This window comes from Niveibacterium sp., from assembly GCF_041909475.1.
Lineage (GTDB): Bacteria > Pseudomonadota > Gammaproteobacteria > Burkholderiales > Rhodocyclaceae > Niveibacterium.
In genome coordinates, this window is sequence record NZ_JAYRDJ010000015.1 from 73,974 (window position 1) to 99,302 (window position 25,329).

Annotated in this window: 22 protein-coding genes; 9 read left to right on the forward strand and 13 right to left on the reverse strand. The window is 63.9% G+C overall.

Annotated features, from left to right (window positions below; genetic code table 11):
- Positions 1-10: 10 nt before the first annotated feature.
- Positions 11-160, forward strand: a complete 150-nt coding sequence (locus ACE3P0_RS11590; RefSeq protein ID WP_374402777.1) for a hypothetical protein — start codon at positions 11-13, stop codon at positions 158-160.
- A 139-nt stretch (positions 161-299) separates the two neighbouring features.
- On the opposite strand, the gene ACE3P0_RS11595 is transcribed toward ACE3P0_RS11590, so the two are convergent.
- From ACE3P0_RS11595 to glpD, 4 genes are read right to left on the reverse strand one after another with little or no spacing between them, the layout of a single operon-like run.
- Positions 300-1,052 carry a sulfite exporter TauE/SafE family protein gene (locus ACE3P0_RS11595; protein WP_374402778.1) on the reverse strand — a complete coding sequence of 251 codons (753 nt, stop codon included), beginning with the start codon at positions 1,050-1,052 and terminating at the stop codon, positions 300-302.
- A gap of 1 nt (position 1,053) precedes the next feature.
- On the reverse strand, positions 1,054-1,269 hold the full coding sequence (locus ACE3P0_RS11600) for a hypothetical protein (protein WP_374402779.1): 216 nt from the start codon (positions 1,267-1,269) through the stop codon (positions 1,054-1,056).
- On the reverse strand, positions 1,266-2,753 hold the full coding sequence (gene glpK, locus ACE3P0_RS11605; RefSeq protein ID WP_374402780.1) for a glycerol kinase GlpK: 1,488 nt from the start codon (positions 2,751-2,753) through the stop codon (positions 1,266-1,268). The genes ACE3P0_RS11600 and glpK overlap by 4 nt, the downstream gene beginning before the upstream one ends.
- A 15-nt stretch (positions 2,754-2,768) precedes the next feature.
- Positions 2,769-4,298 (reverse strand): glycerol-3-phosphate dehydrogenase, encoded by a 1,530-nt coding sequence (gene glpD / locus ACE3P0_RS11610; RefSeq protein ID WP_374402781.1) that lies wholly within the window; start codon positions 4,296-4,298, stop codon positions 2,769-2,771.
- A 315-nt stretch (positions 4,299-4,613) separates the two neighbouring features.
- On the opposite strand from glpD, the gene pabB reads away from it, so the two are divergent.
- Together pabB and ACE3P0_RS11620 are read left to right on the forward strand one after the other, a co-directional pair.
- Positions 4,614-6,434: an aminodeoxychorismate synthase component I gene (pabB, locus tag ACE3P0_RS11615; RefSeq protein WP_374402782.1), complete on the forward strand. Its 1,821-nt coding sequence runs from the start codon at positions 4,614-4,616 to the stop codon at positions 6,432-6,434.
- Between the two features lie 159 nt (positions 6,435-6,593).
- Complete coding sequence (locus ACE3P0_RS11620; protein ID WP_374402783.1) at positions 6,594-8,009, forward strand: DEAD/DEAH box helicase; 1,416 nt, start codon at positions 6,594-6,596, stop codon at positions 8,007-8,009.
- A 63-nt stretch (positions 8,010-8,072) separates the two neighbouring features.
- On the opposite strand, the gene ACE3P0_RS11625 is transcribed toward ACE3P0_RS11620, so the two are convergent.
- From ACE3P0_RS11625 to ACE3P0_RS11635, 3 genes are read right to left on the reverse strand one after another with little or no spacing between them, the layout of a single operon-like run.
- Complete coding sequence (locus ACE3P0_RS11625) at positions 8,073-9,452, reverse strand: NAD(P)(+) transhydrogenase (Re/Si-specific) subunit beta (RefSeq protein ID WP_374402784.1); 1,380 nt, start codon at positions 9,450-9,452, stop codon at positions 8,073-8,075.
- Complete coding sequence (locus tag ACE3P0_RS11630; RefSeq protein ID WP_172199144.1) at positions 9,449-9,751, reverse strand: NAD(P) transhydrogenase subunit alpha; 303 nt, start codon at positions 9,749-9,751, stop codon at positions 9,449-9,451. Before ACE3P0_RS11630 ends, ACE3P0_RS11625 begins: the two co-directional genes overlap by 4 nt.
- Before the next feature lie 12 nt (positions 9,752-9,763).
- The gene (locus ACE3P0_RS11635; protein WP_374402785.1) at positions 9,764-10,885 is read right to left on the reverse strand and encodes an NAD(P) transhydrogenase subunit alpha; all 1,122 of its coding nucleotides are present in this window, start codon (positions 10,883-10,885) and stop codon (positions 9,764-9,766) included.
- Between the two features lie 231 nt (positions 10,886-11,116).
- On the opposite strand from ACE3P0_RS11635, the gene corA reads away from it, so the two are divergent.
- Both corA and ACE3P0_RS11645 read left to right on the forward strand, forming a co-directional pair.
- On the forward strand, positions 11,117-12,223 hold the full coding sequence (corA, locus tag ACE3P0_RS11640; RefSeq protein ID WP_374402786.1) for a magnesium/cobalt transporter CorA: 1,107 nt from the start codon (positions 11,117-11,119) through the stop codon (positions 12,221-12,223).
- Between the two features lie 166 nt (positions 12,224-12,389).
- Positions 12,390-13,478: a trypsin-like serine protease gene (locus ACE3P0_RS11645; RefSeq protein ID WP_374402787.1), complete on the forward strand. Its 1,089-nt coding sequence runs from the start codon at positions 12,390-12,392 to the stop codon at positions 13,476-13,478.
- Between the two features lie 78 nt (positions 13,479-13,556).
- Here ACE3P0_RS11645 and ACE3P0_RS11650 read toward each other — a convergent pair whose 3' ends face one another.
- The 5 genes from ACE3P0_RS11650 to ACE3P0_RS11670 all read right to left on the reverse strand — a co-directional run bounded on the left by ACE3P0_RS11650 (position 13,557) and on the right by ACE3P0_RS11670 (position 19,164).
- Positions 13,557-14,306 (reverse strand): PP2C family serine/threonine-protein phosphatase, encoded by a 750-nt coding sequence (locus tag ACE3P0_RS11650; RefSeq protein ID WP_374402788.1) that lies wholly within the window; start codon positions 14,304-14,306, stop codon positions 13,557-13,559.
- A gap of 97 nt (positions 14,307-14,403) precedes the next feature.
- On the reverse strand, positions 14,404-15,264 hold the full coding sequence (locus tag ACE3P0_RS11655; protein WP_374402789.1) for an HDOD domain-containing protein: 861 nt from the start codon (positions 15,262-15,264) through the stop codon (positions 14,404-14,406).
- Positions 15,265-15,321: 57 nt separating this feature from the next.
- Entirely contained in the window at positions 15,322-16,563 is a 1,242-nt protein-coding gene (gene glcF / locus ACE3P0_RS11660) for a glycolate oxidase subunit GlcF (RefSeq protein ID WP_374402790.1), read from the reverse strand.
- A gap of 7 nt (positions 16,564-16,570) precedes the next feature.
- Entirely contained in the window at positions 16,571-17,653 is a 1,083-nt protein-coding gene (gene glcE, locus ACE3P0_RS11665; protein WP_374402791.1) for a glycolate oxidase subunit GlcE, read from the reverse strand.
- Positions 17,653-19,164, reverse strand: coding sequence for an FAD-linked oxidase C-terminal domain-containing protein (locus ACE3P0_RS11670; RefSeq protein ID WP_374402792.1), 1,512 nt, complete (start codon positions 19,162-19,164; stop codon positions 17,653-17,655). Before ACE3P0_RS11670 ends, glcE begins: the two co-directional genes overlap by 1 nt.
- 559 nt (positions 19,165-19,723) lie before the next feature.
- Here ACE3P0_RS11670 and ACE3P0_RS11675 point away from each other — a divergent pair.
- From ACE3P0_RS11675 to ACE3P0_RS11690, 4 genes are all read left to right on the forward strand, one after another.
- Entirely contained in the window at positions 19,724-22,567 is a 2,844-nt protein-coding gene (locus ACE3P0_RS11675; protein WP_374402793.1) for an alpha-amylase family glycosyl hydrolase, read from the forward strand.
- A 196-nt stretch (positions 22,568-22,763) separates the two neighbouring features.
- A complete protein-coding gene (locus ACE3P0_RS11680; RefSeq protein ID WP_374402794.1) occupies positions 22,764-23,807 on the forward strand; it encodes a LacI family DNA-binding transcriptional regulator in 1,044 nt (347 codons plus the stop codon).
- 289 nt (positions 23,808-24,096) lie between these two features.
- The gene (locus tag ACE3P0_RS11685; RefSeq protein ID WP_374402808.1) at positions 24,097-24,345 is read left to right on the forward strand and encodes a glycine radical domain-containing protein; all 249 of its coding nucleotides are present in this window, start codon (positions 24,097-24,099) and stop codon (positions 24,343-24,345) included.
- A gap of 110 nt (positions 24,346-24,455) precedes the next feature.
- Positions 24,456-25,013, forward strand: a complete 558-nt coding sequence (locus tag ACE3P0_RS11690; protein WP_374402795.1) for a cob(I)yrinic acid a,c-diamide adenosyltransferase — start codon at positions 24,456-24,458, stop codon at positions 25,011-25,013.
- Positions 25,014-25,042: 29 nt separating this feature from the next.
- Here the strand turns inward: ACE3P0_RS11690 and ftsB are convergent, their stop codons facing one another.
- Entirely contained in the window at positions 25,043-25,318 is a 276-nt protein-coding gene (gene ftsB, locus ACE3P0_RS11695; protein WP_374402796.1) for a cell division protein FtsB, read from the reverse strand.
- Positions 25,319-25,329 lie beyond the last annotated feature (11 nt).

Sequence of the window (25,329 nt, forward strand, 5' to 3'; positions counted from 1 at the left end):
ACGGGTACTGATGCCCCAACAAAAAGGGCCGCAAATTGCGGCCCTTTTTGTTGTTGCGAAGATCAAGGTTCAACTCTTCTTCGCCTCGGTTTTCTTGTCCGCGGTTTTACCCGGGGATTTGGTCGCGCCGGATTTCTTCGTCTCCGCGCTCGCCTTGTGATCCGCCATGTCACCACCGGGGCAGGCAAATGCTGGAGCCGACAGCAGCAGCGCTGCAACGCAAGCAAGGGAATACATTGATTTCATCGGCTGGCTCCTCGGTGAACAAGTGTCCAATCTAGCAGGCCGGCGAGCCGAAGTCAGCCACCTGCGAAAAACAGCGCGGCCATCACGAGCCCGGTCAGCACGATCGCCGAGCGCAACATCACAGGCGGTATCCGCCGGCCGAGGCGCGCGCCGAGGTAGCCGCCGGCCACCGCCGCCAGCATCATCGGCAGCGCCTTGTGCCACACGACGGCACCGCCAATCGCGTAGAGCGCCGCCGCAATCGTCGTCAACACCGCGGACACCAGGTTCTTCAGCGCATTGGCGCGATTCAGGCTGCGCTCGCCCAAGAGGCCGTACAGCGCCAGCAACAGGATGCCGAGCCCGCCGTTGAAGTAGCCGCCATAGACCGACACCAGGGCAACGCCGGCCGCAGTGGTGGCAGTTCCCGCCTCGGCGTTGTGGCGCGACGCAAGCCGGGCCAGCAGCCAAGGCGCAAGCGCAAACAGCAGTGTGGCCGCCAGCAGCAACCACGGCACGATGCGCCGGAACACGGCGTTCGAGGTGATCAACAGCAACGCGGCCCCGGTCGCGCCACCCACAAGGCTGAGCGCCAAGGTCAGCAGCAGGCGCCGGCGGTCAATGCCGCCCAACTCATGGCGAAACCCAAGCGTGCTCGCCACATAGCCCGGCAGCAGCGCGAGCGTGCCGGATGCGTTGGCGGCAACCGGCGGCACGCCCGCGAACACCAGCGCAGGCAGGGTCAGGAAACTGCCTCCCCCCGCTACGGCGTTCAACGCACCGGCGAAGAATGCTGCCAGCAACAGCACCACCCACTGCAGGCTCATTTCAGCGCCCGCCTTCGTTGCCGCGACGGAAATTGCCCGTCGCTCGCGCCATCAGGCCTTGAGCAGTCGCCGAATCAGCACCTGCGATACGCGAGAGGAAGCGGCCGGCATCGATCCCAGCCAACACGGTGACGGTGCGACCGTGCCAGTCGATGAACACGCGATCGTCGGCCGTCTTGCGCCAGGAGAAGACTTGCCCGCTCTCGCGATCGCTCATTCCGCGCTGGCCCAGGCACGGCTACGCGAAACGGCCTCGCGCCAGCGCGCCATGCGCTGCGCCGCCTCGTCGCGCGAAATGGCCGGTGCAAAGGCTCGTTCGATCTCGCCAGTCGACGACCCGTGAGCTGCGTTGATGCCAACGAAACGCGCGGCAAGGCGTGCGGCACCGAGCGCGGTGCTCTCGGTGATCCGCGGCCGTAGCACCGGCACGCCGAGCAGGTCGGCCTGGATCTGCATCAGCAGGTCGTTGGCGCAGGCACCGCCATCAACCCTCATCGCGTCGATCTTCAAACCAGCGTCCGCTTCCATGGCGGCAAGCAATTCCGCCGACTGGAAGGCGATCGAATCCAGCGCCGCCCGCGCGATGTGAGCGCGTGTGCTGCCGCGCGTAAGGCCGAACAGGCTACCGCGAGCGAGCGGATCCCAGTAGGGCGAGCCGAGCCCGGTAAACGCCGGCACGAAGCAGACGCCGTCCGCGTCCGCCACGGAACGCGCCAACGCTTCCACTTCGGTTGCGCTGCGAATGATGCCAAGCCCGTCGCGCAACCACTGCACGACGGCCCCTCCGACAAAGACGCTGCCTTCGATCGCGAACTGCGGGCGCGCGTCGGTTTGCGCCGCCGCCGTCGTCAGCAGCCCGTTGCGCGAAGGCGTAGGGGTTTCGCCGGTGTGCATCAGCATGAAACAACCGGTGCCGTAGGTGTTCTTGACCATGCCCGGAGCCGTGCAACCCTGCCCGAACAAGGCTGCCTGCTGGTCGCCCGCCACACCGCCGATACGCACCGGCGCACAAAGCCACTCGGGCAGCGCCTCGCCGAAATCGGTAGCCGACGGCAGCACTTGCGGCAACACGGCTTGCGGCACGTTCAGATGGGCCAGCAAGGCGTCGTCCCAGCGATGTTCGCGGATGTTGTACATCAGTGTGCGCGAGGCGTTGCTGACATCAGTGGCATGCACGCGCCCGCCGGTGAGCCGCCAGATCAACCAGGTATCGACCGTGCCGAAGGCCAATTCGCCGCGCTGCGCCCGTTCTCGGGCACCGGGCACGGCATCAAGAATCCACGCGAGCTTGGTGCCGGAAAAGTAAGGGTCGAGCAGCAGCCCGGTCCGCTCGCGGAAAAGCGGTTCGAGGCCAGCCACTTTCATCCCTTCGCAGCGCGCAGCCGTGCGTCGGTCCTGCCATACGATCGCCGGGTGAATCGGCTTGCCGGTGTCGCGCTCCCACACCAGCGTAGTCTCGCGTTGGTTGGTGATGCCCATCGCGGCAATGTCGCGCCCGCTGATGCCCGCTTTGGACAACGCTTGCCGGGCGGTATCAAGCTGGCTTTGCCAGATCGCCTCCGGGTCGTGCTCAACCCAGCCGGCCTGCGGATAGCTTTGAGGAAACTCCTGCTGCGCCATCGCGATGATGGCACCGCCCTCGTCGAACACGATCGCGCGGGAACTCGTCGTCCCCTGGTCCAGCGCCAGCAGATACGCCATGCGTTCTTCTCCCCCTCAGGAGCCGCGATCGTACGCGGCAGTGGAGCCAGCGCCCAGCCCCTCTCCATGCAGATCAATCCAGCGTTGCAAGGCTGCCGCGGCTTCGCTGCTCTGGCCAAGGCCGAGCTTGTTGCGTCGCCACAGGATGTCCTCGGCCGTGCGCGCGAACTCTTCACTCAACAGATAACGCAGCTCGGTCTCGAACAGGCCGCTGACGATTTCGCCACCGAGATCCGCCATCGTTTCGACGCCGGCCAGCAGCGCGTCCATGCGGCTACCGTAGCTGCGGGCATAGCGTTCGACCAAGGCGGGCGCCAGCGACGGCCGCCGTTCCAGCTGGCGCCTGACAAACGCCTCGATATCGGCGTCGGGCAGATCGCCGCCCGGTAGCGGCACATGTTCAGTCCAGGACCCCGCCGCGCTTCCGAGCAGCGGCGCGACGTGCTCGAGCACCTCCTCCGCGAGCTTGCGGTAAGTGGTGAGCTTGCCGCCGAACACTGAGAGCAGCGGCGCGCCCGCCTTGTCGAGCTCCAGCGCGTAGTCGCGCGTCACGCTGGCGGCCTCGCCGGCGTCGTCGTCCAGCAGCGGACGCACGCCGGAGAACTGCCAGACGACCTCTTCCGGGCCAACCGGATCGCGGAAGTAGCGATTGGCCATGCGGCACAGGTAGCCCACCTCATCAGGTTCGATTGCCACGTCCGCCGGGTCGCCCTGGTAATCCAGATCCGTGGTGCCGACGAGGGTGTAGTCGTGTTCGAACGGGATCGCGAAGATGATCCGCCGATCCGGGTTCTGGAAGAGGTAGGCATAGGGGTGCTCGAAGCGACGGCGCAACACGATGTGACTGCCCTTCACCAGCCGCACGGTCTTCTCACTGCCGACGCGCAGTACGCGTTGCAACAAGCGCTCGACCCACGGGCCGGCGGCGTTCACCAGCACACGCGCGGCCACCGTTTCGCGCCGCCCATGCTGATCCTGCAGCGTCAGCAACCAGGCGCCCTCCTCGCGCTTCGCCTCAACCAGGGTGGTGCGTGTGGCTACACGGGCGCCGTGTTCGCGGGCGGCCATCGCGTTCAGCACAACGAGACGGGCGTCCTGCACCCAGGCATCGGAGTATTCAAAGCCGCGCGCAAAGGCGGGTTTCAGGGCCGCCCCTGCAGGGTGCTTTCGGAGATCGACGCCGCAGGAGCCGGGCAAACGCTCGCGCACTGCCAGGTGATCGTAGAGGAACAGCCCGGCACGAATCATCCAGGCGGGCCGCTGGCCTTCGTCATGCGGCATCACGAAACGCATCGGGCAGATGATGTGAGGGGCTGCGCGCAGCAAGATCTCGCGCTCCTGCAGCGCCTTTCGCACCAGGCCGAACTCCCGGTATTCGAGGTAGCGCAAACCGCCGTGGATCAGTTTCGTACTGGCGCTAGAGGTGTGCGCTGCAAGGTCGTCCTGCTCACACAACATCACGGACAGGCCGCGCCCTGCGGCATCGCGCGCAATGCCCGCTCCATTGATGCCACCGCCCACCACGAACAGATCGTAAGCTGCCAATTCGCCGCCCTCCGATATGCCGCGCCGCAGATCCACACAGGCCCGGCAGTTCTGCTGCGTGTAAGGGTTAACGGCCTCGGTCCGGCGATGCTGAGTACCCCGCGCGCCCCGACCGGCGGCAAAGCTGCGCCAGCGCAACATCCGCGCAAGCCACTGGCGAGCTTTGCGGTTTACCGCTACAGGATTGGCACTTTCGCAACAATCCCACCGCTACACGGCGCCAATCCTGCCGCACTGATTGTTGTGTAACAGCCCCCTCGGTAGAGTCGCCCGCACCCCCCGATCACCTCGGGACTCCAGCCACACAGCAATCCGGTGCCGACACCGATTTCATCCTCCCAGTCCGAACTCGCGAGCATCCTCGCCAGCAACGTTCCGATTGCGCTGTTCGAGAACAACCTCGACGCCGACGGCGTTACGCGTGTGTTTTCGCAGCCAGCAGGCATCGTGCTGGCATGGGACGGTGCGTCAGTACCCGGCGCGCTGGCTGCGATCGAGGCGGCCGTCGCGGCCGGAGAATGGGTCACGCTCGCGGCGGACTATGAGCTCGGCTACGCGCTGGAGCCCAGCCTGGCCGCGCGACACCCGCAAGCCGGGAGGCCCTTGCTGCGTGCCTGGCGCTGGCGGCGCTACGACGAACTGGACCGTGCTTCGACCGATGCGCTGATCGAGTGCGCGTTGGCGCTGCTCCCGCTCGACGCACGGGTGGCCGGCCTCGGCGAGCTGACGTTCGGCCTTGATGAACGCGAATATCGCGCTGCGCTGGAGCGTATCCGTCAGTTGATCGGCGCAGGCGACTGCTATCAGGTCAATTACACCTTTCCCGTCCATGCGCAGGCTTATGGCCATCCACTCGCGCTGTACAGCCGCCTGAGAGCGGCCCAGCCGGTACGGCACGGCGCTTACCTGCAGCACGCCGACGGCGCAATCCTATCGCGTTCGCCGGAACTGTTCGTGGCGCGCGAAGGCGAACGGCTGATCACCCGGCCAATGAAGGGCACTGCGCCACGCGGCCAGGCGCAGGCCCTGGCGGCATCCGACAAAGACCGCGCCGAGAACCTGATGATCGTGGACCTGATCCGCAACGATCTGGGGCGGCTCGCACCCAAGGGCGGCGTGCGGGTCGAACGTCTGTTCGAGATCGAGGACTACGCAACGCTGCATCAGATGACCTCCACCGTCGTCGCAGCCCCCGTCGACGCGGGCCTCGGCGAGATCTTCAGCGCGCTGTTCCCGTGCGGCTCGGTCACCGGGGCTCCGAAGATCCGCGCGATGGAGATCATCCGCGAACTGGAAACGGCCCCGCGCGGCCTGTACTGCGGCGCCTTCGGCTGGTTCGCGCCGGGTGGCCGTTTCAGCCTCAACGTGCCGATCCGCACGATGGAGCTCGACCACTGCGGTGCGGCCCACATGGGAATCGGCAGCGGCATCGTCGCCGATTCCGACGCCGCCGCCGAATGGGCGGAATGCCACGTCAAGGCGCGCTTTGCCACGCAGCTCAAACCCGACTTCGCGCTGTTCGAAACCCTGCGCTGCGATGGCGGAAAGCACCCGTACCCCCTGCTCGAACGGCACCTGCGCCGCCTTGGCGATTCCGCATCGGCGCTGGGGATTTCCTTTGATGCCGGTACCGCGCGAGTGATGCTTGCACGCACGGCTGCGGCACTCGCCGACGATGGCCCGCCCCATCGGGTGCGACTGGCCCTGTCGGCCGACGGTAGCCTGGCAATCACGCACGCGGCGCTCGATCCCTTGCCCGCGCGGGCAACGGTCTGCCTCGCCAAAGACACCCTGAGCGCCGACGACTACCTGCTGCGCCACAAGACGACGCGCCGAGAGCGCTACGACCTCGCCTTGCAGCAGGCAATTGCCGCCGGACATTTTGATGCGCTGTTCTTCAATGACGCTGGTGAGCTCTGCGAAGGCGCTCGCAGCAACGTGTTCCTGAAGATTGACGGCCGCCTGCTCACGCCATCGCTCCGATGCGGACTGCTTCCCGGGGTGATGCGCCAGACGCTGCTCGACGCCGGCGAGGCCACCGAAGCGCGGCTCTACCAGCACGATCTTGAACGTGCGGAAGCGATCTACGTCAGCAACGCTTTGCGTGGTCTCGTTGCTGTCAACCTCGTCGATTGAGAGCCAGACGTGGTTTGCGGCCAACGCAAAGCGGCGATCTGGCTTGACAAGCTGAAATACATCGGGCAATGCGCCCGCCTTCGGCCTATAATCGCGCCCTTCTTGAATCCGCGCGGCAAATCTGCAGGCACGTCCTGCTACTGCGCTTGATGGGTAACTATGTCGTTTTCCGAACTCGGTCTGATTCCTGAACTGCTTCGCGCCGTTGAAGAGGCGGGCTACAGCGAGCCAACGCCAATCCAGCGTCAGGCGATCCCTGTTGTACTGGAGGGGCGCGATGTCATGGGCGGGGCACAGACCGGCACCGGCAAGACGGCAGGCTTCACGCTGCCGCTGCTGCACAAGATCTCGCGCTGGGCCAACACGAGTGCATCACCCGCGCGCCACCCGGTGCGCGCGCTGATTTTGGCGCCGACCCGCGAATTGGCAATGCAGGTTCACGAATCGGTGCAGACCTACGCCAAACACCTGCCGCTGCGCGCGGCCTGCATCTACGGCGGCGTGGATATCAAACCGCAGCTCGACGAACTGCGTCGCGGCGTAGAAGTCGTGGTTGCCACCCCGGGCCGCCTGCTGGACCACGTCGAACAGCGCAGCATCGCGCTCGGCCAGGTCGAGTTCGTCGTGCTCGACGAAGCCGACCGCATGCTCGACATGGGCTTCATCCCGGACATCCGTCGCATTCTCGCGCTGCTGCCGTCGCAACGGCAAAGCCTGCTGTTTTCGGCCACCTTCTCGGACGAGATCAAGAAGCTCGCCGACTCGATGCTCAAGAGCCCGCAGTTGATCGAAGTCGCTCGCCGCAACATGGTCAGCGAAACGATCACGCACCGTGTTCACCCGGTGCCGGGCGCAGTGAAGCGCGACCTGCTGACCTGGCTGCTGCTTGAAGACGTTGCCGCGCCCCAGGTTCTGGTGTTCTGCAGCACCAAGCTCGCGTGCGCCCGCCTGGCGCGCCAGTTGCAGAAAGATGGTATCGCAGCGGACGCGATCCACGGCGACAAGAACCAGCAGCAGCGAACCGAAGCCCTCGAAGGTTTCAAGAGCGGCGCGATCCGCGTGCTGGTCGCAACCGACGTAGCGGCGCGCGGGCTCGATATCGACGACCTGCCCTGCGTGATCAACTACGAACTGCCGCCGACAGCGGAAGACTACATCCACCGTATCGGCCGAACCGGCCGCGCGGGCAAGCAAGGCAACGCGATTTCGCTGGTGTCACCCGACGAACACGTGCGCCTTGCCGCGATCGAAAAGCTCATCAAGCTGAAGATCACGCAAGAAGTCGTACCAGGTTTCGGCAACGACGCTACGGCCGACTCGGCCCGGCGGATCCTGCGTAACCAGAATGCCGATCGTCGCGCCCATTCGTCCCCCGATCGCGAACGGCCGCGCCACACGGCCCCCGACACGCTGGAGCGCAAGCCGAATCTTGCAGCGGATGGTTTTGACTTCAACCGCCCGTATTCCGAGAGCGACGCCGCGCAGGTCGTCGCCGGCAAGGCGATCAGCCAGCCGAGCGCGCCGCGCAAGGCAGGCCGCCCGATACCAGTGCTGCTGGGTGGCAACGGGCGCTGAACAAGCGCCTCAGTGCAAAAGAAAAGGCGCCTTTCGGCGCCTTTTTCATTGGCTCAGCGAAGATCAGCCAGCCATTTCCTTCACATGGGCGATCACGTCCGCCACGGCCTGCTGCGCGCTGCCGTAGAGCATGCGGCAGTTGTCCTCGTAGAACAGCGCGTTCTCGATACCCGAGTAGCCTGCGCCCTTGCCGCGCTTGATCACGATGACGTTCTGCGCCTTGTCGGCATCCAGAATCGGCATGCCGTAGATCGGGCTCGACTTGTCGGTGCGCGCCACCGGGTTCACCACGTCGTTCGCGCCGATCACCAGCGCCACATCCGCCAGCGGGAACTCGGCGTTGATCTCTTCGAGGTCGAAGATCTTGTCGTACGGCACACCCGCCTCAGCCAGCAGCACGTTCATGTGGCCCGGCATACGGCCAGCCACCGGGTGAATCGCGAACTTCACCTCGACGCCCTCTTTTTCGAGCAGCTGCGCCATTTCCCAGACCTTGTGCTGCGCGCCCGCGACCGCCATGCCGTAGCCCGGCACCACGATCACCTTCTGTGCGTAGCGCATCATCGCCGCCGCATCGAGGCCGGACACTTCCTTCATCGATCCGGCGATCGCGCCACCCGCCTGTGCCTCCCCGGTAATCGGCTGGAACAGGATGTTGGTGAGCGGGCGGTTCATCGCCTTGGCCATCAACTGGGTCAGCAACGTACCGGCAGCACCCACGACGATACCGGCGATGATCAGTGCCGGGTTACCGAGCACATAGCCTTCAAAGCCCACGGCAAGGCCGGTGAACGCGTTGAACAGCGAGATCACCACCGGCATGTCGGCGCCACCGATCGGCAGCGTCAGCACGGCACCGAGCAGCAAGGCCAGCGCAAAGAACAGGATGATGTGCAGCGGCGACGGATGGCCGCTCAGCACGATGGCGACGCCAAACCCAATCGTCACTAGGCCGAGCACCACGTTCACCGCGTTCTGCGCGGGCAGGCGGAAGGCCTTCTGCATCACGCCCTGCAACTTCGCCCAGGCAACGCAGGAACCGGAGAATGACACCGCACCGATCAAGGCACCGAGCGTCGCGAGCGTCGTGACAACCGGGCCGGTGACATGGCCACGAGCGAACTCAAGCGCAGCAATTGCCGCCGCGGCGCCGCCACCCATGCCGTTGTATATCGCAACCATCTGCGGCATGTCGGTCATCTTGACGACCTTGCCCGACCACCAGGCCAGCGAGCCGCCGAGCGCCAATGCCAAGACGATCAGCAGCATGTTCTGCATGCCCGGCGTCAGGAAGGTGACGACCGTAGCCAGCACCATACCGGCACCCGCCCAGACGATACCCTTGCGCGCCGACACCGGCGACGCCATCGCCTTGAGGCCCAGGATGAACAGGACCGCAACGACGAAGTACGAGATATTGATCAACCAAGTTGCGCCGGTCATTTGGCCGCCTCCTTGCGGTCATCGCGCTTGAACATGGCGAGCATGCGTTCGGTCACCACGTAACCGCCGGCCGCATTCGCCGCGCCGAGCACCACGGCAACAAAACCGATTGCCAGTTGCAGCGGATCATTCGGGTCAGCATTGCCAAGTGCCACCATCGCACCGACCAGCACCACGCCGTGAACAAAGTTGGACCCCGACATCAGCGGGGTATGCAGGATCACCGGCACGCGCGCGATGACCTCGTAGCCGGTAAATGCGGCCAGCATGAAGATGTAAATTGCCAGAAAGCCTTCCATTGCGGCGCTCCGTCAAAGTCCGAGAATCTTTTTCACGCCTTCGTGGCGCACCGCGCCGTCGTGCGTGAGACAGGTACCCGCGATCACCTCGTCGCTCCAGTCGATCGCCAGCGATGCATCCTTGATCATCGGCGAAACGAAGTTGTAGAGGTTTTTCGCGAACATCTCCGACGAGTGCGCAGCCATGCGACTGGGCAGATTGGTCGGGCCAACGATCAGCGCCGGGCCGACGCGCACCACCTCACCGGCGACCGTGCCAGCGACGTTGCCGCCCGATTCAGCGGCCATGTCGACGACGACTGCGCCCGTCTTCATCTTCGCGACCATCTCGGCCGAGATGATTTGCGGCGCCTTCTTGCCCGGGATCGCGGCCGTCGTGATCAGGGCGTCACACTGGGCGACTGCCTTGCCAAGACGCTCCGCCTGCTGGCGCTTCTCGTCGTCGGTCAGTTCGCGCGCATAGCCGCCGGTACCGGCAGCTGAAACACCGGTGTCAACGAACTTGGCACCGAGGGATTCGATCTGCTCCTTGGTCTCCGGACGCACGTCGTAGGCTTCGACCATCGCGCCCATACGGCGGGCGGTCGCGATAGCCTGCAGACCGGCGACACCTGCACCGATGACCAACACCTTTGCCGGGCGAATCGTGCCGGCAGCGTACGTGAGCATCGGGAAGAACTTGGTGCAGTGGCTGGCGGCTATCAGCACGCACTGATAGCCGGAACACGCTGCCTGCGAAGACAGGATGTCCATGCTCTGCGCACGCGAGATACGCGGCAGCAGTTCCATCGCGAAAGTCGTGATCTTGCGTTCGGCGAACAGCCGCGCACGATCCGCACTCTGGTAGGGTTGCAGGCCGGCAACCAGAACGGCACCCGGTTTGAGTTTGCCGATCAGTTCGTCGGAGGGCGGCTGGATCGCGAGCACCATGTCTGCCGCGAGCACTTCGTCGACACCCTCTGCCCAGCGCACCTCGGCGAAATCGCCCTCGGCGATGCTGGCAGCGTCGGCGGCGCCGCGTTGAACAACAAGCTCGACTCCGAGCGCCCTGAAACGTTTAGCCACCTCGGGGACCAGCGCTACGCGCCGTTCGCCGGTGACACGCTCGGCCAAAACGCCGATCGTCAGTGCCATGAAGCCTCCTGGTCAGATGTTGCCCGTGCAGGGCAATGGCGCAGTTGCGCCGGAGTTGCCGGAAGCCTCTGCCCGCAAACGGACGAGCGTCGCCATCCAGGGCGCGCCGAACGTTGGGGGGAGTGCTGCGGCAACGACGAGCCGGCATCATACTGACTGCTGCCGTAATCTGAGAAGCGGAACCGCGCGCGAGTCCGATTACCAATGAGTTGGATCAAACTGGAGCAGTCCATGCCGATCAAGTCAAAACCCGCCACCCGCCCCCGAAAGAAGGCGCGCCCGGATTACCGCAGAAAAATTGGCCAACCGCCTGGCTCGCTGATTCATCTCGGCGACATCAAGACGCCCTCACCTGCAATCACGCTGTTCGAATACGACGAAACCGGTTTCAAGGAATGTCGATTCGGCTCAGTCGCGGAGTCGCGCAACTTTGAGCCGGAACACCGGGTGCTATGGCTCAACGTATACGGGCTACAACAGCCTGAAGTGATGAGCGAGATCGGGCGCCGCTTCGGCCTGCACCCACTGACGCTGGAGGACATCCTGAACACGCATCAGCGCCCGAAACTCGACGACTACGGGAGCTACGTATTCTTCGTCGCGCGCGCGTGGCGCACGGCAGAGGACAGCGGAGAGCTGGTGTCCGATCAGGTCAGCGTCGTACTAGGCGAGCGCTTTGTGCTGAGCTTCCAGGAACGCCCGGGCGGCCTGTTCGATCCGATCCGCGAGCGGCTGCGGCAAGGCAGCGGCCTCGCGCGCGAACGCGGGCCGGACTACCTCGCCTACTCACTGCTTGATGCCGTCGTCGACCGATACTTCAACGTCCTTGAATCGCTCGGCGCCCAGATCGACCGGCTCGAAGACGAGATCGATCAACCTCGTGCGGCACATCTGATCACCGCGATCAACCGGCTCAAACACGATACGCGCGAACTGCGCCGCACCGTCTGGCCCTTGCGTGACGTCATCACCAGCCTGCAGCGTGTCGACGAGCGCTTCGTCAAACGCAGTACCGATATCTACCTGCGCGATGTCTATGACCACATCGTGCAGGTCGTCGAATCGCTCGACAGCCTGCGCGACGCAATCGGCGATTTGCTAGACCTGCACATATCGCTCGACAGCCAGCGACTGAACACGGAAGTACGCGCGCTCACGGTGGTGTCGATGCTGTTCATGCCGGCAACCCTGATCAGCGGCATTTTCGGCATGAACTTCCAGATCATGCCCTGGCTATCGCTGAGCAACGGTTTCTGGCTCGCACTCGGATTGATGCTCGGCATCGCCAGCTTCATGGGGCTGATTTTCTGGCGTCGGCAGTGGTTACAGAGCACTTAGATTTGTCGGCAGCTTTTACAGTCGCAAGCCGGGCATATTTCCCAGTTGTGACGAATTCTTTGCAAACAAGGCGATGCGTGAATTTTTCACGTACAGGCACGTTTCCTGCTGTCGTGGCAGTTGCGCCCATAAGGCGCGACCAACCCGACAACAGGAGCACTCAAGAATGACTTCAAGCAAGCTGTTCCGTGCGATCGCAGCAATCGGTTTCGGCGCTGCCGCCTCGATGGCTTACGCCGTCCCGATGTCCATCACACCCAGCATCACGCCGTTGATTGCCTCGGGCGCGCCGCCCGATAGCCCGGCCGCACGCGTTGATGCAAATGAACCGACCTCGCCGTTCTCGGGCGTCGTCAGCATCAACATCCGCTACAGCAATGGCGATAGCTTCATCTGCTCCGGCGCGATGATCGATCGCTGGCATGCGGTATCTGCCGGCCACTGTGTCGATTCCGACGGCAACGGTTCGCTGATCAACATCAACCAGCCGGGCAATGATGTTCGCGTTGTATTCAACGCCACCAGCGCGGTCGGAAGTGCCGGTCGCGCAATCATCACCGCCAACAAGGTCGATATGCATCCGGACTACGCCGGCTTCGGCAATTGCCCCTCGGGCGTGCCGGGTTTCTGCGTGAACGATGACGTCGCAATCATCCGCCTGTCATCCCCGGCGCCTGACGAGGCGAAGACCTACAAGATCTTCCACGGCCCGGTCAGCGAAGGCACCCAGTTCACCATGGTCGGCTACGGCACCAGCGGCGACGGGTGGGACGGCTACTACGTGAGCCCGGCCTTCCGTGTGAAGCGCAGCGGCAAGAACGTGTTCGACTTTGCTGAAACCGATGACGAAGCAGGCTTCAGCGCAGGCAGCTCGAAGGAAGTCTGGTACGCCGACTTCGACGGCACGCTGCGCGACGGCACGACGGTGGACACCTTCTGCGATCCGTCGGTACTTGGCGTTGCGGTTTGCGGTGCCAGCCTCGGTAACGACGTCGAAGCAAACATCGGCGGTGGTGATTCCGGCGGCCCGTCCTTCGTGCTGGTCGACGGCGAGTATCAGCTCGTTGCGAACAACACTTTCGGCTTTGCGATGGGCTACTCGCCGAAGGGTGGCTTCGGTGACGGCATGGGCGGCATTTTGCTCGACTCCTATCGCAACTGGATCGAAACAACGGCAGTGCCGGAGCCCGGCTCGCTCGCGCTTGCCGCGCTCGGTCTGGCAGGCCTCGTCGGCGTACGTCGTCGCCGTCGCTGACCGCAGAGCATCCCAAATGAAAACGCCCCGCAAGGGGCGTTTGTCTTTTTACGCTGCGGGTCAGCAAAGCGACAGCGGCTACGCAGCTTCGACCAAACGGATGATCGCCATCGAGATGTTGTCGCCAGTGCCCCGCCCGCGCGCACGCGCCGTATCGATCAAGCCTCGCGCGGCCTGACGCGCCGGCTCATGGCTGATCGAGCGCGCCAATTCCTGGTCGCTGCAGTGGCCCCAGAGCCCGTCGGAGCACAGCAGAAAACCGTCGCCGGCCTTGAGGCCTTCCACGCTGCAAACCTCGATCTTGGGCTCACGATCAGCACCCAGGCACGACAGCAGAAGGTTGCGATGGGGATAGGTCTCGGCCTCCGCTTCGGAAATCTGTCCGGTGCGCACCAACTCCGCCACGAGGGAATGATCGTTGCTGCGCAACGCAACGCCGCCGTCGCGGAAATGATAGATGCGCGAATCGCCGCAATGCGCCCAGTGCACTTTTCCCGGCTGCATCAGCAACACGCAGGCGGTGCTGTGCGGATCCTGTTCGCTGGTGAAGCGCGTCAGCTTGATGACGACGTGCGCCTCTTCGATGATCGCCCGAAGCAACTCCTCCGGCGACTCTGATGCGGGCGAGTAGGCCTCGAAGTTCTGTTTGGCCTTGATGACGACCTGCTCGGCAGCCATCGCCCCGCCTGTGTGCCCGCCCATCCCGTCAGCGAGTACGGCAAGCAGCATGCCTGGGCGCGACGGATGCGGAAACAGGCCCACGCGGTCCTGTTGCTCCTTCCGGTCCCCTTGATGCATTGCAACGACGGTATCGATTGTCAGGGCCACGTTTTTATCGCTATTAACACTTATGACAATTCTAGCGGTGTTTCCACATCACCGATAGCTTGATTCCGGAACGCTGCGGCGGCAGTTTTGCGGCCGCTCAATGTTCCAGAACATGGAATTGCTCAAGCACCTGCTCACACAACTCGCTCAACTCGTGCGCATTGATTTCCAAGCGTTCAAGAAGCATCGTTTCATCGTACTCCCCACTCGGTTCGGTCAGCCCCAACTCACACGCATAGAGGTGCATCGCGAGCTGCAGGATGCTGACCAGCATACTCGTAGGGCGGGAAGGGATACATACACCTTCATGGTGAAAGCGTACCGCTTGAGCAACAAAATCAGGAAGCCGCCAATGACGCGCAAGCAGGAAGCCGATCACGGCGTGATCGGAAGAGAAGAGCCGATCCTCGGTCCGGATATCGGCCCACTTGTTCATGTAGCCCTCGATGCCCGTGCTGCGACAGTAAGCCGGGAAGCGTTGCATGAGGATCGGAACGCCGCAGTCGTGGAACATCCCGGCAAGATAGGCCTGCTCACCACGCACTCGATGGGCCCCCGGCAGGTTGTTGGCAATCAGCATCGCGAGCTGCGCAATGGCTGTCGAACGTGCCCAGAAGCGCGCAAGCACCCGCGCATTCCCGGGCATGGAACGCTGCACGCACAGCGCCTGGGCCAGGGCCAGGGTGCGCGGCAAACCGAGCAAGAGTACGACCTGATCAACCGTCTGCGGCGGCGACGGCCTCGCGAACAGCGGCGAGCGCGCCATACGATAAAGCCCCGCAGTCAGCGCGGCGTCGCTGGCAATCACTTCTGATACATCCCGCATCTCGGGGTTTTCGGTCAACGCCAGCATTTGCAGCGCTTGCAGGGCCGCCGGCTGAGGCGGTAACTGCAAGCCGCGCGCAAGCAGGGCTTCGGGCTCGTCTTCCGCAGAGACTGTAAGGCCGACTTGGGTCATTCGGGCGTTAACGGCCCCGCCGTGAACAAGTTGAGCGTTTTACGTGTAGCGAGGCACTCAGTCGGCGAGTGCGTCGTCCAGCCACTCGATCCAGTGCCTTACCGGCACCGCCGCCGCGCCCGCAAGATGTGCGATGCAGCCCACATTGGCACTCGCGACCCCAGCGGGCCCACCAGCACTCAACGCGGCCAGCTTGTTGTCGCGCAAGCGCGCGGCAATCTCAGGCTGCAGCAACGAATATGACCCGGCGGAGCCACAACACAGATGCGCATCCGCGACGGGCGTCAGTACATACCCGGCAAGCCGCAGCAAACGCTCGACCACGCCACGGATCTGCAAGCCGTGCTGCAAGGTACACGGTGAATGAAATGCGATCGCGGTGCCGTCAGCGGACGGCCGTGCGGCGAGAAGCGCTTCCAGGGCATCGGCATGGCGCGATACGAGCCCTGCAATGTCGAACGTCTGTGCCACAACCTTCGCGGCCTGCGCGAGCATCGGCGCATCGTCGCGGAACAGGTGGCGGTAGTCACGGATGAAGCTGCCGCAGCCCGAGGCAGTGACTACCACGCCTTCAACCTCACCGCGCTCAAGCGCTGGCCACCAGTGCTGCAACAGGCGGGCCGCATCCTCGCGCCCGCCTTCGTGGTCGTTGAGGTGGCTACGCAGCGCGCCACAGCAACCGTCGCGCCTGATTTCGACGAGCGAGATGCCGATTCGGTCCAGCACGCGTGCGGCTGCGGCGTTCACATCAGGCGTCAGTGCCGGCTGAGCGCATCCGCCGAGTACCAGCCACTTGCGGGCGTGGCGAGGTTCCGGCCAGAGCCCACGCTGCCGGGCAGGCGCAAACTTGTCGGCGAGCGCAGCAGGCATCAGCGGACGCAGCGCGCGCCCTGCACGGTAGGCCGCTCCAAAGAGCGTAGGCTGCGAGATCGTGTTGGCGAGCAGCCAGCGCTTGACCTGCTGTGGCGCAGAACGAGGCGGCGCGAGTTGCTCCGCCCACTTGCGCCCGATATCGACCAGCCGCCCGTATTCCACGCCGGACGGACAGGTCGTCTCGCACGAACGGCATGTCAGACAACGATCCAAATGCAGCTGCGTACGCGCCGATACCGGCTCGCCTTCGAGCATCTGCTTGATCAGGTAGATGCGCCCACGCGGGCTATCGAGCTCGTCGCCCAACAACTGGAAGGTCGGACACGTCGCGGTGCAAAAGCCGCAATGCACGCATTTGCGCAGGATCGCTTCGGCTTCGGTGCCGTCGGCGGTATCGCGGACGAAATCGGCAAGTTGGGTCTGCATTACGGTGTCACCAGTCCGGATACATGCGAGTGCGGTTGAAGATGCCAGCGGGGTCGAACGCGGCCTTCAGCCGACGGTGCAAGCCGCCCAGGGCCGGACTCAGACGGCCGAAGGGTGCGTCGCAGCTCGCGCCGTCACCGGTACGAAAACACACGGCACTGCCATGTTGGCGCGCAACATGATCGGAAAGCGCGGCGCCCTCCTCCATGGGCGCGCGTAACCAGCGCAGCGCCCCGCCCCACTCGATCAGCCCCGCGTCGGCGGCGCCGATGGTTTCTTCGCAGCTGGGCACCGACAGTCGCCAGAGCGGGTGGCCGCCGGCAAAGAATGGATGTGTCTGTTCCCGCAGCGCACGCCAGAACGCCTGCTGGGCCGCAGGTTCGAGTACCACCCCGCCGATCTTCACTGCAGCCGCTTCAACCGCCGATGCCGCGCCCGAAAGCCGCACATGCAGCAAGCCATCCACCCAGCACGTTGCCGACACCGGCAGCGGTTGGCCCGCCCAGCGGTTCATCGTGCGCAAGGCCTCGGCCTGGCTCATCGACAAGCGCAAGGTTCGCTCGGTCGCAGGCAAGGGCATGACCTTCAAGGACACCGCAAGCAGCAGCCCCAGCGTACCCATCGCACCGGCCATCAGACGCGAAACGTCATAGCCGGCAACGTTCTTCATCACCTGGCCGCCGAAACGCAGTACGTCGCCGCGCCCGTCCATCAGCGTCACACCGAGCAGATGGTCGCGCACCGCCCCCGCGCTCGCCCGCCGCGGCCCGGACAAGCCGGCGGCAACCATGCCACCCACGGTCGCCGCGCCAAAATGCGGCGATTCGAAGGCCAGCATCTGTCCGCGCTCGGCAAGCGTCGCTTCAAGTTCGGCGAGCGCGGTTCCGGCCCGCACGGTGACGACCAGTTCGGTCGGTTCATAGCTCTGAATACCGCGCCAGTCGCGCGTGTCGAGCACATCACCAACGGGCGGCCGGCCCAGAAATCGCTTGCTGCCACCGCCCTGCAACACGAGGGCTTGCCCGCTGGCGGCAGCGCGGCGCACGCGCGCCCGCCAATCCGCCAGAACCGGGGCGAGAGAGTCGGTCATCAGAAGCGCTCCAATCCGGCGTAGCGCGCTTGGCCACCTTGCACATGCTCGCGGCCGCCCTCAGCACAACGGTTCAGTGTCGGGATTGCCTTGCCGGGATTCAACAGCCCCGCCGGATCGAATGCCGCTTTCACGCGATGGAACATGCGCAACTCGTTCTCGCTGAACTGGATGCACATCTGATCGATCTTCTCGACCCCGACGCCATGCTCTCCGGTGATTGAGCCCCCCAGTGCAACCGACAGCGCAAGGATCTCCGCTCCGAATGCTTCGGCACGCGCCTGCTCGCCCGGCGCACTGGCATCGAACAGGATCAGCGGATGCAGGTTGCCGTCGCCAGCGTGGAACACGTTGATGCAACGCAGCGCGTAGCGGCGCTCCATCTCGGCGATCGCGTTGAGCATTTCGCCGAGCCGTTTGCGTGGAATCGTGCCGTCCATGCAGTAGTAGTCCGGCGAGATGCGGCCCGCTGCAGGGAATGCCGCCTTGCGCCCGGCCCAGAAGCGCAGGCGCTCCGGCTCGTCGCGCGAGATCCGGATTTCGCCGGCGCCGGCTCGCTGCAGTACCTCGCTGACGCGGGCGACTTCCTCGGCCACCTCCTCCGGCGTGCCGTCACACTCCACCAGCAGGATTGCCGCAGCATCAAGCGGGTAACCCGCATGCACGAAGGCCTCGACGGCCGCCGTCGCCGCTTGGTCCATCATTTCCAGCCCCGCCGGAATAATCCCCGCGGCGATGATGGCCGCAACGGCCTCGCCCGCCACGACGACATCCGAGAACGCCGCCAGCACGCAGCGCGCGAGCTGCGGTGTCGGCAGCAGGCGGACCGACACCTCGGTCGTCACCGCCAGCATGCCCTCGGAACCGGTCAGCAGCGCAAGCAGGTCATAGCCTGGTGAGTCGAGCGCATGGCTGCCGAACTCAACCAACTCACCGTCCATCGTTACACCGCGCACCCGCAGTACGTTGTGCACCGTGAGCCCGTACTTCAGGCAATGCACGCCGCCGGCGTTCTCGGCAACGTTGCCGCCAATCGTGCAGGCGATCTGCGAGCTGGGGTCTGGCGCGTAGTAAAGCCCGTAAGGCTCCGCCGCCTCGGATATCGCTTTGTTGCGCACGCCCGGCTGTACCACCGCGATCCGCGCCACCGGATCAATGCGGACGATCTTGCGAAACTTGGCCATTGCCAGCAGCACGCCGAACGCATGCGGCATCGCACCGCCCGACAGGCTCGTGCCAGCCCCGCGCGCCACCACCGGAACGCCCATGCGCTGGCAGATCCTCAGAATATCCACCACCTGTGCTTCGGTTTCCGGCAAGGCGACCAGCATCGGCAACCGCCGCATTGCTGCCAATCCGTCACATTCCCAAGGCCGCAGGTCTTCCAGTTCGCTCAACAGGCATGCCGGCGGAAGCACGGCCGCCAGCGCCTGCAGCACCGCGTTGCGGTCGACGCCCGAAAAGTCAGCCGCGATCTCGCCTGGCACGACCCCATCCCTGTTCGTCCCCATTACCGCCCCCAAATCAGCGCTGCGATGCGAAATTCCCGGTGGGTGCGCACGGCGAATCGAACCGCGCTCGCCCCATCGAAAATCACCTGATGGCCCGATGATGTCCGGTCTGCCGCGAAGCGACCAGCCCCGCGCAGGTCGCCTTCCCCAAAAGCGACGCTGCATCGGTGGAACTCTACCGGAGACAACTGTGCGCTTGGCATTGCCTTGTCGATCAAGCGCAGCCGGATTCGCCCCCCCGCCTGGTCTGGACAAGCAAAACAGCTTGCAGCGCTGACCCAGCTCGCTGGTCGTCATATGCCAAGGGGTTCAGCAGGGCGGAGCACCGGGCAAGCACACGACGTCACACGGCCACAAAGCGCCTCGCACAGTCACCAGCCTGACGTTCCGCGATTCCGCACCTAGGGCAACCCGCCGGCGAGGCGGAATTCACCCATACGGATTGATTGTTTTAAAACGTTTCACTAGCATAGTGAAACGTTGCAATAAAAATGTGCTGCAACGAATTGGCGCCCCCCCCACTTCCCGGGCCCCAAAACACACCTAAGGAGGTTGAACAATGGAACGTACAAACAGCCGCACCAGGCTGACAACGGCTCGCAGCACCCTCGCGGTGCTCGTGCTGTGCGCAGCCGGCGGCTTGCTGTCGGGTTGCGGGTCAAACGACGATACGCCGACAACAACAAGCCCCACCACACCGACAACCCCGCCCCCCGTTACATCCGAATGCGTCGCCAGCCCACTCGGCGACCGTGCGTTGTACCTGCGCGGCGGCTTCAACTCGTGGGGCGTGATCGAAGACCACAAGTTCACTTACAGCTGCAATCACTACGAGCTCGTCACCGAGATCAGCGGCAGCAACGATTTCAAGGTTGCCGACGAAAGCTGGTCGAGCGATGCAGACTTCGGCGGCGCCAAGCCCAGTTCCGGCGTTGCTGCGGATTTGGCGCTGGGCGGCGGCAACATCAATTACAACTTCTCCGGCCAGCAACGTTTCGTGCTGGACTTCACCAAGTCCAAGACCAGCCCGACGCTCACCATCACCGATTGCCCCGCCGCACCGCTGGGGGCGACGGCGCTCTACATCCGTGGCGGCATGAATTCGTGGACGGCCACCGGGGAATACCAGCTCAAATACAGTTGCGACGCTTACTACGCGAACGTGGCTGTCACCGGCACCAACGAATTCAAGATCGCCGACGCCGGCTGGACCGCGGCGACCACGTTCGGCAAACCGACCGCAGCGACTACCGGCCTTGTCACCGCTGAAACCGCGTACACGCTGGCTGCGGACAGCGATACCGGCGGCGCCGGCAACCTGAGCTTTGCGTTCACCGGCGAACACACGGTGAAGGTCGCGTTCAATGGCGCTGGTGTCGGTTCGCTGACGATCGGGCCAAAGACCTTCGTGGACCACGGCGCCGCTGCAGTGACCGATCCAATCGCTTTGAGCGTGAACTTCGACTCGCGCGACACGAGCTACAAGGCACCGTTCGGCGCCGTTACGAGCGGCACCGCCGTCAAGCTTGGATTCACCGCCAAGCCTGGGGTCACCAGCGCCAATCTCGTGATCGAGAAGCGCGCCATGGAGGGCAACTACGACAAGCTCTCTTACACCGAAGTCACCCGCGTGCCGCTTACTAAGGCCACGGAAGGTGATCTGGAGCGCTGGGCCGGCAGCTACACCTATCCGGAGATCGGCGTCTTTGGCTACTACTTCGAAGTCACCGTCGGCGACAAGGTGTTCCTGTATGGCAACAACAAGAACCCCGTCTACTGGACTGCAGAAAAGGGCAGCAACGGTATCGGCCTGATCGTCAACAAACCGGGCGAAGCCAAGAGCATCCGGCGCTATCGGCAAACGGTGTACAAACCGGACTTCGCGGTGCCGGACTGGGCGCAGGACGCGATCTACTACTACATCTTCCCGGAGCGCTTCCGCAACGGCGATAAGTCCAACGACCCGACCCCGAAGAACGACAAGTATCTGAACACCGCCATCGAGTTCCACAGCAACTGGCTCGACAAGCCGTACCTGCCGGGCTCCGGAGATGGTTCGGACGCGACCTACAACAACGACTTCTTCGGTGGCGATATCGCCGGCATCATCGAAAAGCTCGACTACATCGCGTCACTCGGCGCCAACACGCTCTACATCAATCCCGTGTTCGCAGCCGGCAGCAACCACAAGTACGACACGGCGGACTACAAGACCATCGATCCGCATTTCGGCACCAACGCGGACTTCGTGAAGCTCACCAGTGAGGCTGCCAAGCGTGGGCTGCGAGTGATCCTCGACACCTCGCTGAATCACTCAGGCAGCGACTCGATCTACTTCGACAAGTTCAGCCGTTACCCGACGCTGGGCGCATTCGAAGGGGGCTCGATCAACAGCAGTTCGCCGTACGCCTCGTGGTACAGCTTCTCGACGGCCGACCCCGCCAAGCCGTACGACGGCTGGGGTGGCAGCCTCGATATGCCGAATCTCAACAAGAACTCGCCCTCATTCCGCGACTACGCCTATGGCGCATCGGATTCGGTAGCGAAGCTCTGGATGGATCGCGGCATCGCCGGCTGGCGCATGGACGTTGCACCATGGGTGCCGGACGACTTCTGGCGTGAATGGCGCGTTGCCGTCAAGGGCAAGGACGCCAACGCGCTGACAGTGGCGGAAACCTGGTTCGACGCATCGAAGTTCTTCCTCGGTGACGAGTTCGATACGACGATGAACTATATCTTCCGCGATGCGATCCTCGCCTACGCCAACGGCGGCAACGCCAAGGACGTGTACGAGAACATCGAGCTGATGCGCGAGAACTACCCGCAACAGGTGTTCTTCGCACTGATGAACCTCGTGTCATCGCACGACGTCGCCCGCGCACTCGATCAGTTCGGCTACACCAGCAGTACGCAAAGTGCGGCGAGCATCGCCGCAGCCAAGCAGAAGCTGCGTCTCGCGACCTTTGTCCAGATGGCCTACCCGGGTTCGCCGTCGATCTACTACGGCGACGAAGTCGGTGTAACCGGCGGCGCGGACCCCTACAACCGCGCCACCTACCCGTGGGCGGATGTCGGTGGCACGCCGGATACCGCGTTGCTCGCCGACTTCAAGTCGCTCACTAAGATGCGGCAGGACAATGCCGTGCTCAGGCGCGGCAGCTTCGGCGCGCCCTTGCTGATCGACAGTAACGTGATCGTGCATGGTCGCACTCTCGGCAGCACCTTTGCGGTCGTCGCCACCAACAACAGCACGAGCAGCAAGGAAGTCACCGTGCCACTGCCTGCTGGCGTTACCGCAACACGCTTCCGCAACGCGCTTGACGGCTCCACCGTCAGCGTCGCGGCCGGCAGCCTCAAGCTGACGATACCTGCAACCTACGGCGTCGTGCTGGTCAGTCAGTAAAGACCCGCGCCCCAACCAAAACGCCGATCATCCGATCGGCGTTCTTTTTTGGCACGACCAAGCGTCGATCCCCACATCGCTCCGCAGCCGCGGACAAACTATCGCCCCTCGGTTCTTGTAAGCTGATCGGACTCTGCATTGCATGGGAATGGTTCATCCATTCGCCGTGCGGGCACCGAAACGAAAGCACTCCCCGATGGCGAACCCGACCCTTAATGATGTTGCCGCCCACGCGGGTGTATCGCTAACCACGGCATCAATGGTGCTGGGTGGCAAGAGCGCGCGCTTCACGCCCGAAACGCAGGAACGGGTTCGCGCTGCGGCCGCTGCGCTGGGCTACGAACGTAACGCGGCCGCTGCGGCCCTGCGCACCGGTACGGGCGAACACATCGCAGTGCTGATGCCAGCACAAGAGCTTGCGGACAGCCCACGTAACCTGTTGTTCGATAGCCCCTTTTTTTCCGACTTCTTCGCCGGATTCGAGTTCGCCGCAGCATCCAAGGGCATCGCCTTTTCGTTGAACCGGATCTCCGAACCGTCGAAGCTCGGCGCCCTGACACGCATTTATCGCCCCCGCGCTGCGCTGGTGCTGGGTAGCATGCCCGCCGCGGCGATGGCGGTCATCGGCGACTGGGATATCCCCACCGTGGTCGTCGACGACTCGGAGGCCTGTCAGCCGTACCGCAACAACCCGGCGCTGATCGATTACAGCCTTGACGATGCTCAGATGGGTTTTCTCGGCATGTCCCACCTGATCGAGCGCGGGCATCGAAAGATCGCGTTGCTGTTCGGCCGACTGGCATCCAGCAGCGTGCATCGCAAACGCCATGAAGGCGCGCTCAGCGCCTTGCGCCAAGCCGGGCTGGATCAATCATCGATCGAGCTGATCGAATCTCCTGATGTATCGTTCGGCGCAGTCGACGCCGTCAGCGGGCAGCTTGTTGCTGCGATCGCCGGTGGTGCCACAGCCATCCTCTGCATGGCCGACATTCTCGCGTTGGGCTGCTATGCCGCACTCGTCAAAAACGGCCTTGTGGTGCCGAAACAGGTGTCGCTATGCAGCATGGATGGCCTGCGGCTGCTCAGCTATCTGCCCTACCGTCTGACTACCGTCGACCAACGCATCGTCGAACGCGGCATCGCGGTGGCTGGCTTGCTACTCGACGGAACCACCCCCTTGACGCTGTCGCCCGTCGTCAGGGAAGGCGACACAGTGGCGACACTCGCCGCCGAGGGCTGACGCCCCCTTTTGATCAGCTGCCGCGCGCGCTTCCGCAGCGGCTTTCACGTCGCACTTTCACTGCTCTCGCTCAAGCTCGGTCCAGTGGTTAAACCGCGCCTGGCGCTAACGACTCACCCGCGCCGGCCTCGATGACGAGCGCCCCGCACCCCATTGCTGCAAACGCGCTCACCCCATATCTGATTTCAATCAACGGAATCTAATTTCTTATTGCGAAACGTCGTTTCACAGATCACAATAGCCATGCTGCTAACAAGGACGAAGACGCAGCGCTGATCAACATCGATTTCTGGAGACAGACATGGCCTCGACCGAACAAGTACAAAATCTCGTCGGAATGCTGGACGCCTATTTCGGCTGCGAAGGTTTTCACGTGAACATCAACGTGCTCAACCGCGACATGCTGATCGACGCCATGGAAAACCCGGAGAAGTACCCGCAGCTGACGATTCGTGTGTCGGGCTACGCGGTGAACTTCACCAAGCTGACGCGCGAGCAGCAGCTCGACGTGATCAACCGCACCTTCCACTCGCACTGACCTGGCGGGCCGGGCGAGCAGGCGAGCACGGTACCGCCGCCCAGTCCCGTTTGATCCTCCGGCAACGGCAAGCGCCTATAATCGCGCGCTCGATTGACTGGGGGATTTTGATGGGACATCGCCTTTCGCGCATTGCCACCCGCACGGGTGACGATGGCACCACGGGCCTTGGCGACGGCAGTCGCGTCGCCAAGGATTGCCCGCGTATTCACGCGCTGGGCGAAGTGGACGAACTCAATTCGCTGCTCGGCGTCCTGCTTGCCGAGACACTGCCGGATGACGTGCGAAGCTTGCTGGACCACATCCAGCACGATCTGTTCGACCTTGGCGGCGAAGTCTGCATTCCGGGCTATACGATGGTCACCGAAGGCCACGTACTGCGGCTCGACGAAGCGCTCGCGCACTACAACGCGGCATTGCCTCCGCTCAAGGAGTTCATCCTGCCCGGCGGCTCGCGCCCCGCGTCGCTCGCCCATCTGGCACGTACCGTCGCACGACGGGCTGAGCGCGCCATCGTCACGTTGGCCCATCAGGAAAGCATCCATCCGCCGGTGCGTCAGTATCTGAACCGGCTATCCGATCTGCTCTTCGTGCTTGGGCGCCATCTGAACCGCGTCGCGGGCGGCAGCGATGTGCTGTGGAAACGTGCGAAGGCTGGCGAAGCCTGAAAAACGAAAGGGCCGCGATGCGGCCCTCGTCATTTTTGCTGTGGCAACTGGACGTAGGTTTCGTTCGGTTTCACCAGCCCCAAGTCGTATCGCGCACGTTCCTCGATCGCCTCGTAGCCGGTCTTCAAATCGCGGACTTCCGCCTCCAGGCCGGCATTGCGCGCCTCAAGCTTGGCGTTGCTTTCACGCTGCGACTGAACCTGCTGATCCAGCTCCCTGACGCGGGTCCATCCCCCTTTGCCGAACCACAACGGGTACTGCAACACACCGAGCAGTGCGACAAGAATCAGGGCTGGCCACTTCATGTGGAACCGAT

What these genes read in the sequence shown, in the direction of transcription:
- ACE3P0_RS11590 (WP_374402777.1), top strand. Translation starts at nt 11, where the DNA reads ATGCCCCAACAAAAAGGGCCGCAAATTGCGGCCCTTTTTGTTGTTGCG.
- ACE3P0_RS11595 (WP_374402778.1), bottom strand. Translation starts at nt 1,052, where the DNA reads ATGAGCCTGCAGTGGGTGGTGCTGTTGCTGGCAGCATTCTTCGCCGGT.
- ACE3P0_RS11600 (WP_374402779.1), bottom strand. Translation starts at nt 1,269, where the DNA reads ATGAGCGATCGCGAGAGCGGGCAAGTCTTCTCCTGGCGCAAGACGGCC.
- glpK (WP_374402780.1), bottom strand. Translation starts at nt 2,753, where the DNA reads ATGGCGTATCTGCTGGCGCTGGACCAGGGGACGACGAGTTCCCGCGCG.
- ACE3P0_RS11620 (WP_374402783.1), top strand. Translation starts at nt 6,594, where the DNA reads ATGTCGTTTTCCGAACTCGGTCTGATTCCTGAACTGCTTCGCGCCGTT.
- ACE3P0_RS11625 (WP_374402784.1), bottom strand. Translation starts at nt 9,452, where the DNA reads ATGACCGGCGCAACTTGGTTGATCAATATCTCGTACTTCGTCGTTGCG.
- ACE3P0_RS11630 (WP_172199144.1), bottom strand. Translation starts at nt 9,751, where the DNA reads ATGGAAGGCTTTCTGGCAATTTACATCTTCATGCTGGCCGCATTTACC.
- ACE3P0_RS11635 (WP_374402785.1), bottom strand. Translation starts at nt 10,885, where the DNA reads ATGGCACTGACGATCGGCGTTTTGGCCGAGCGTGTCACCGGCGAACGG.
- corA (WP_374402786.1), top strand. Translation starts at nt 11,117, where the DNA reads ATGCCGATCAAGTCAAAACCCGCCACCCGCCCCCGAAAGAAGGCGCGC.
- ACE3P0_RS11645 (WP_374402787.1), top strand. Translation starts at nt 12,390, where the DNA reads ATGACTTCAAGCAAGCTGTTCCGTGCGATCGCAGCAATCGGTTTCGGC.
- ACE3P0_RS11655 (WP_374402789.1), bottom strand. Translation starts at nt 15,264, where the DNA reads ATGACCCAAGTCGGCCTTACAGTCTCTGCGGAAGACGAGCCCGAAGCC.
- glcF (WP_374402790.1), bottom strand. Translation starts at nt 16,563, where the DNA reads ATGCAGACCCAACTTGCCGATTTCGTCCGCGATACCGCCGACGGCACC.
- glcE (WP_374402791.1), bottom strand. Translation starts at nt 17,653, where the DNA reads ATGACCGACTCTCTCGCCCCGGTTCTGGCGGATTGGCGGGCGCGCGTG.
- ACE3P0_RS11670 (WP_374402792.1), bottom strand. Translation starts at nt 19,164, where the DNA reads ATGGGGACGAACAGGGATGGGGTCGTGCCAGGCGAGATCGCGGCTGAC.
- ACE3P0_RS11675 (WP_374402793.1), top strand. Translation starts at nt 19,724, where the DNA reads ATGGAACGTACAAACAGCCGCACCAGGCTGACAACGGCTCGCAGCACC.
- ACE3P0_RS11680 (WP_374402794.1), top strand. Translation starts at nt 22,764, where the DNA reads ATGGCGAACCCGACCCTTAATGATGTTGCCGCCCACGCGGGTGTATCG.
- ACE3P0_RS11690 (WP_374402795.1), top strand. Translation starts at nt 24,456, where the DNA reads ATGGGACATCGCCTTTCGCGCATTGCCACCCGCACGGGTGACGATGGC.
- ftsB (WP_374402796.1), bottom strand. Translation starts at nt 25,318, where the DNA reads ATGAAGTGGCCAGCCCTGATTCTTGTCGCACTGCTCGGTGTGTTGCAG.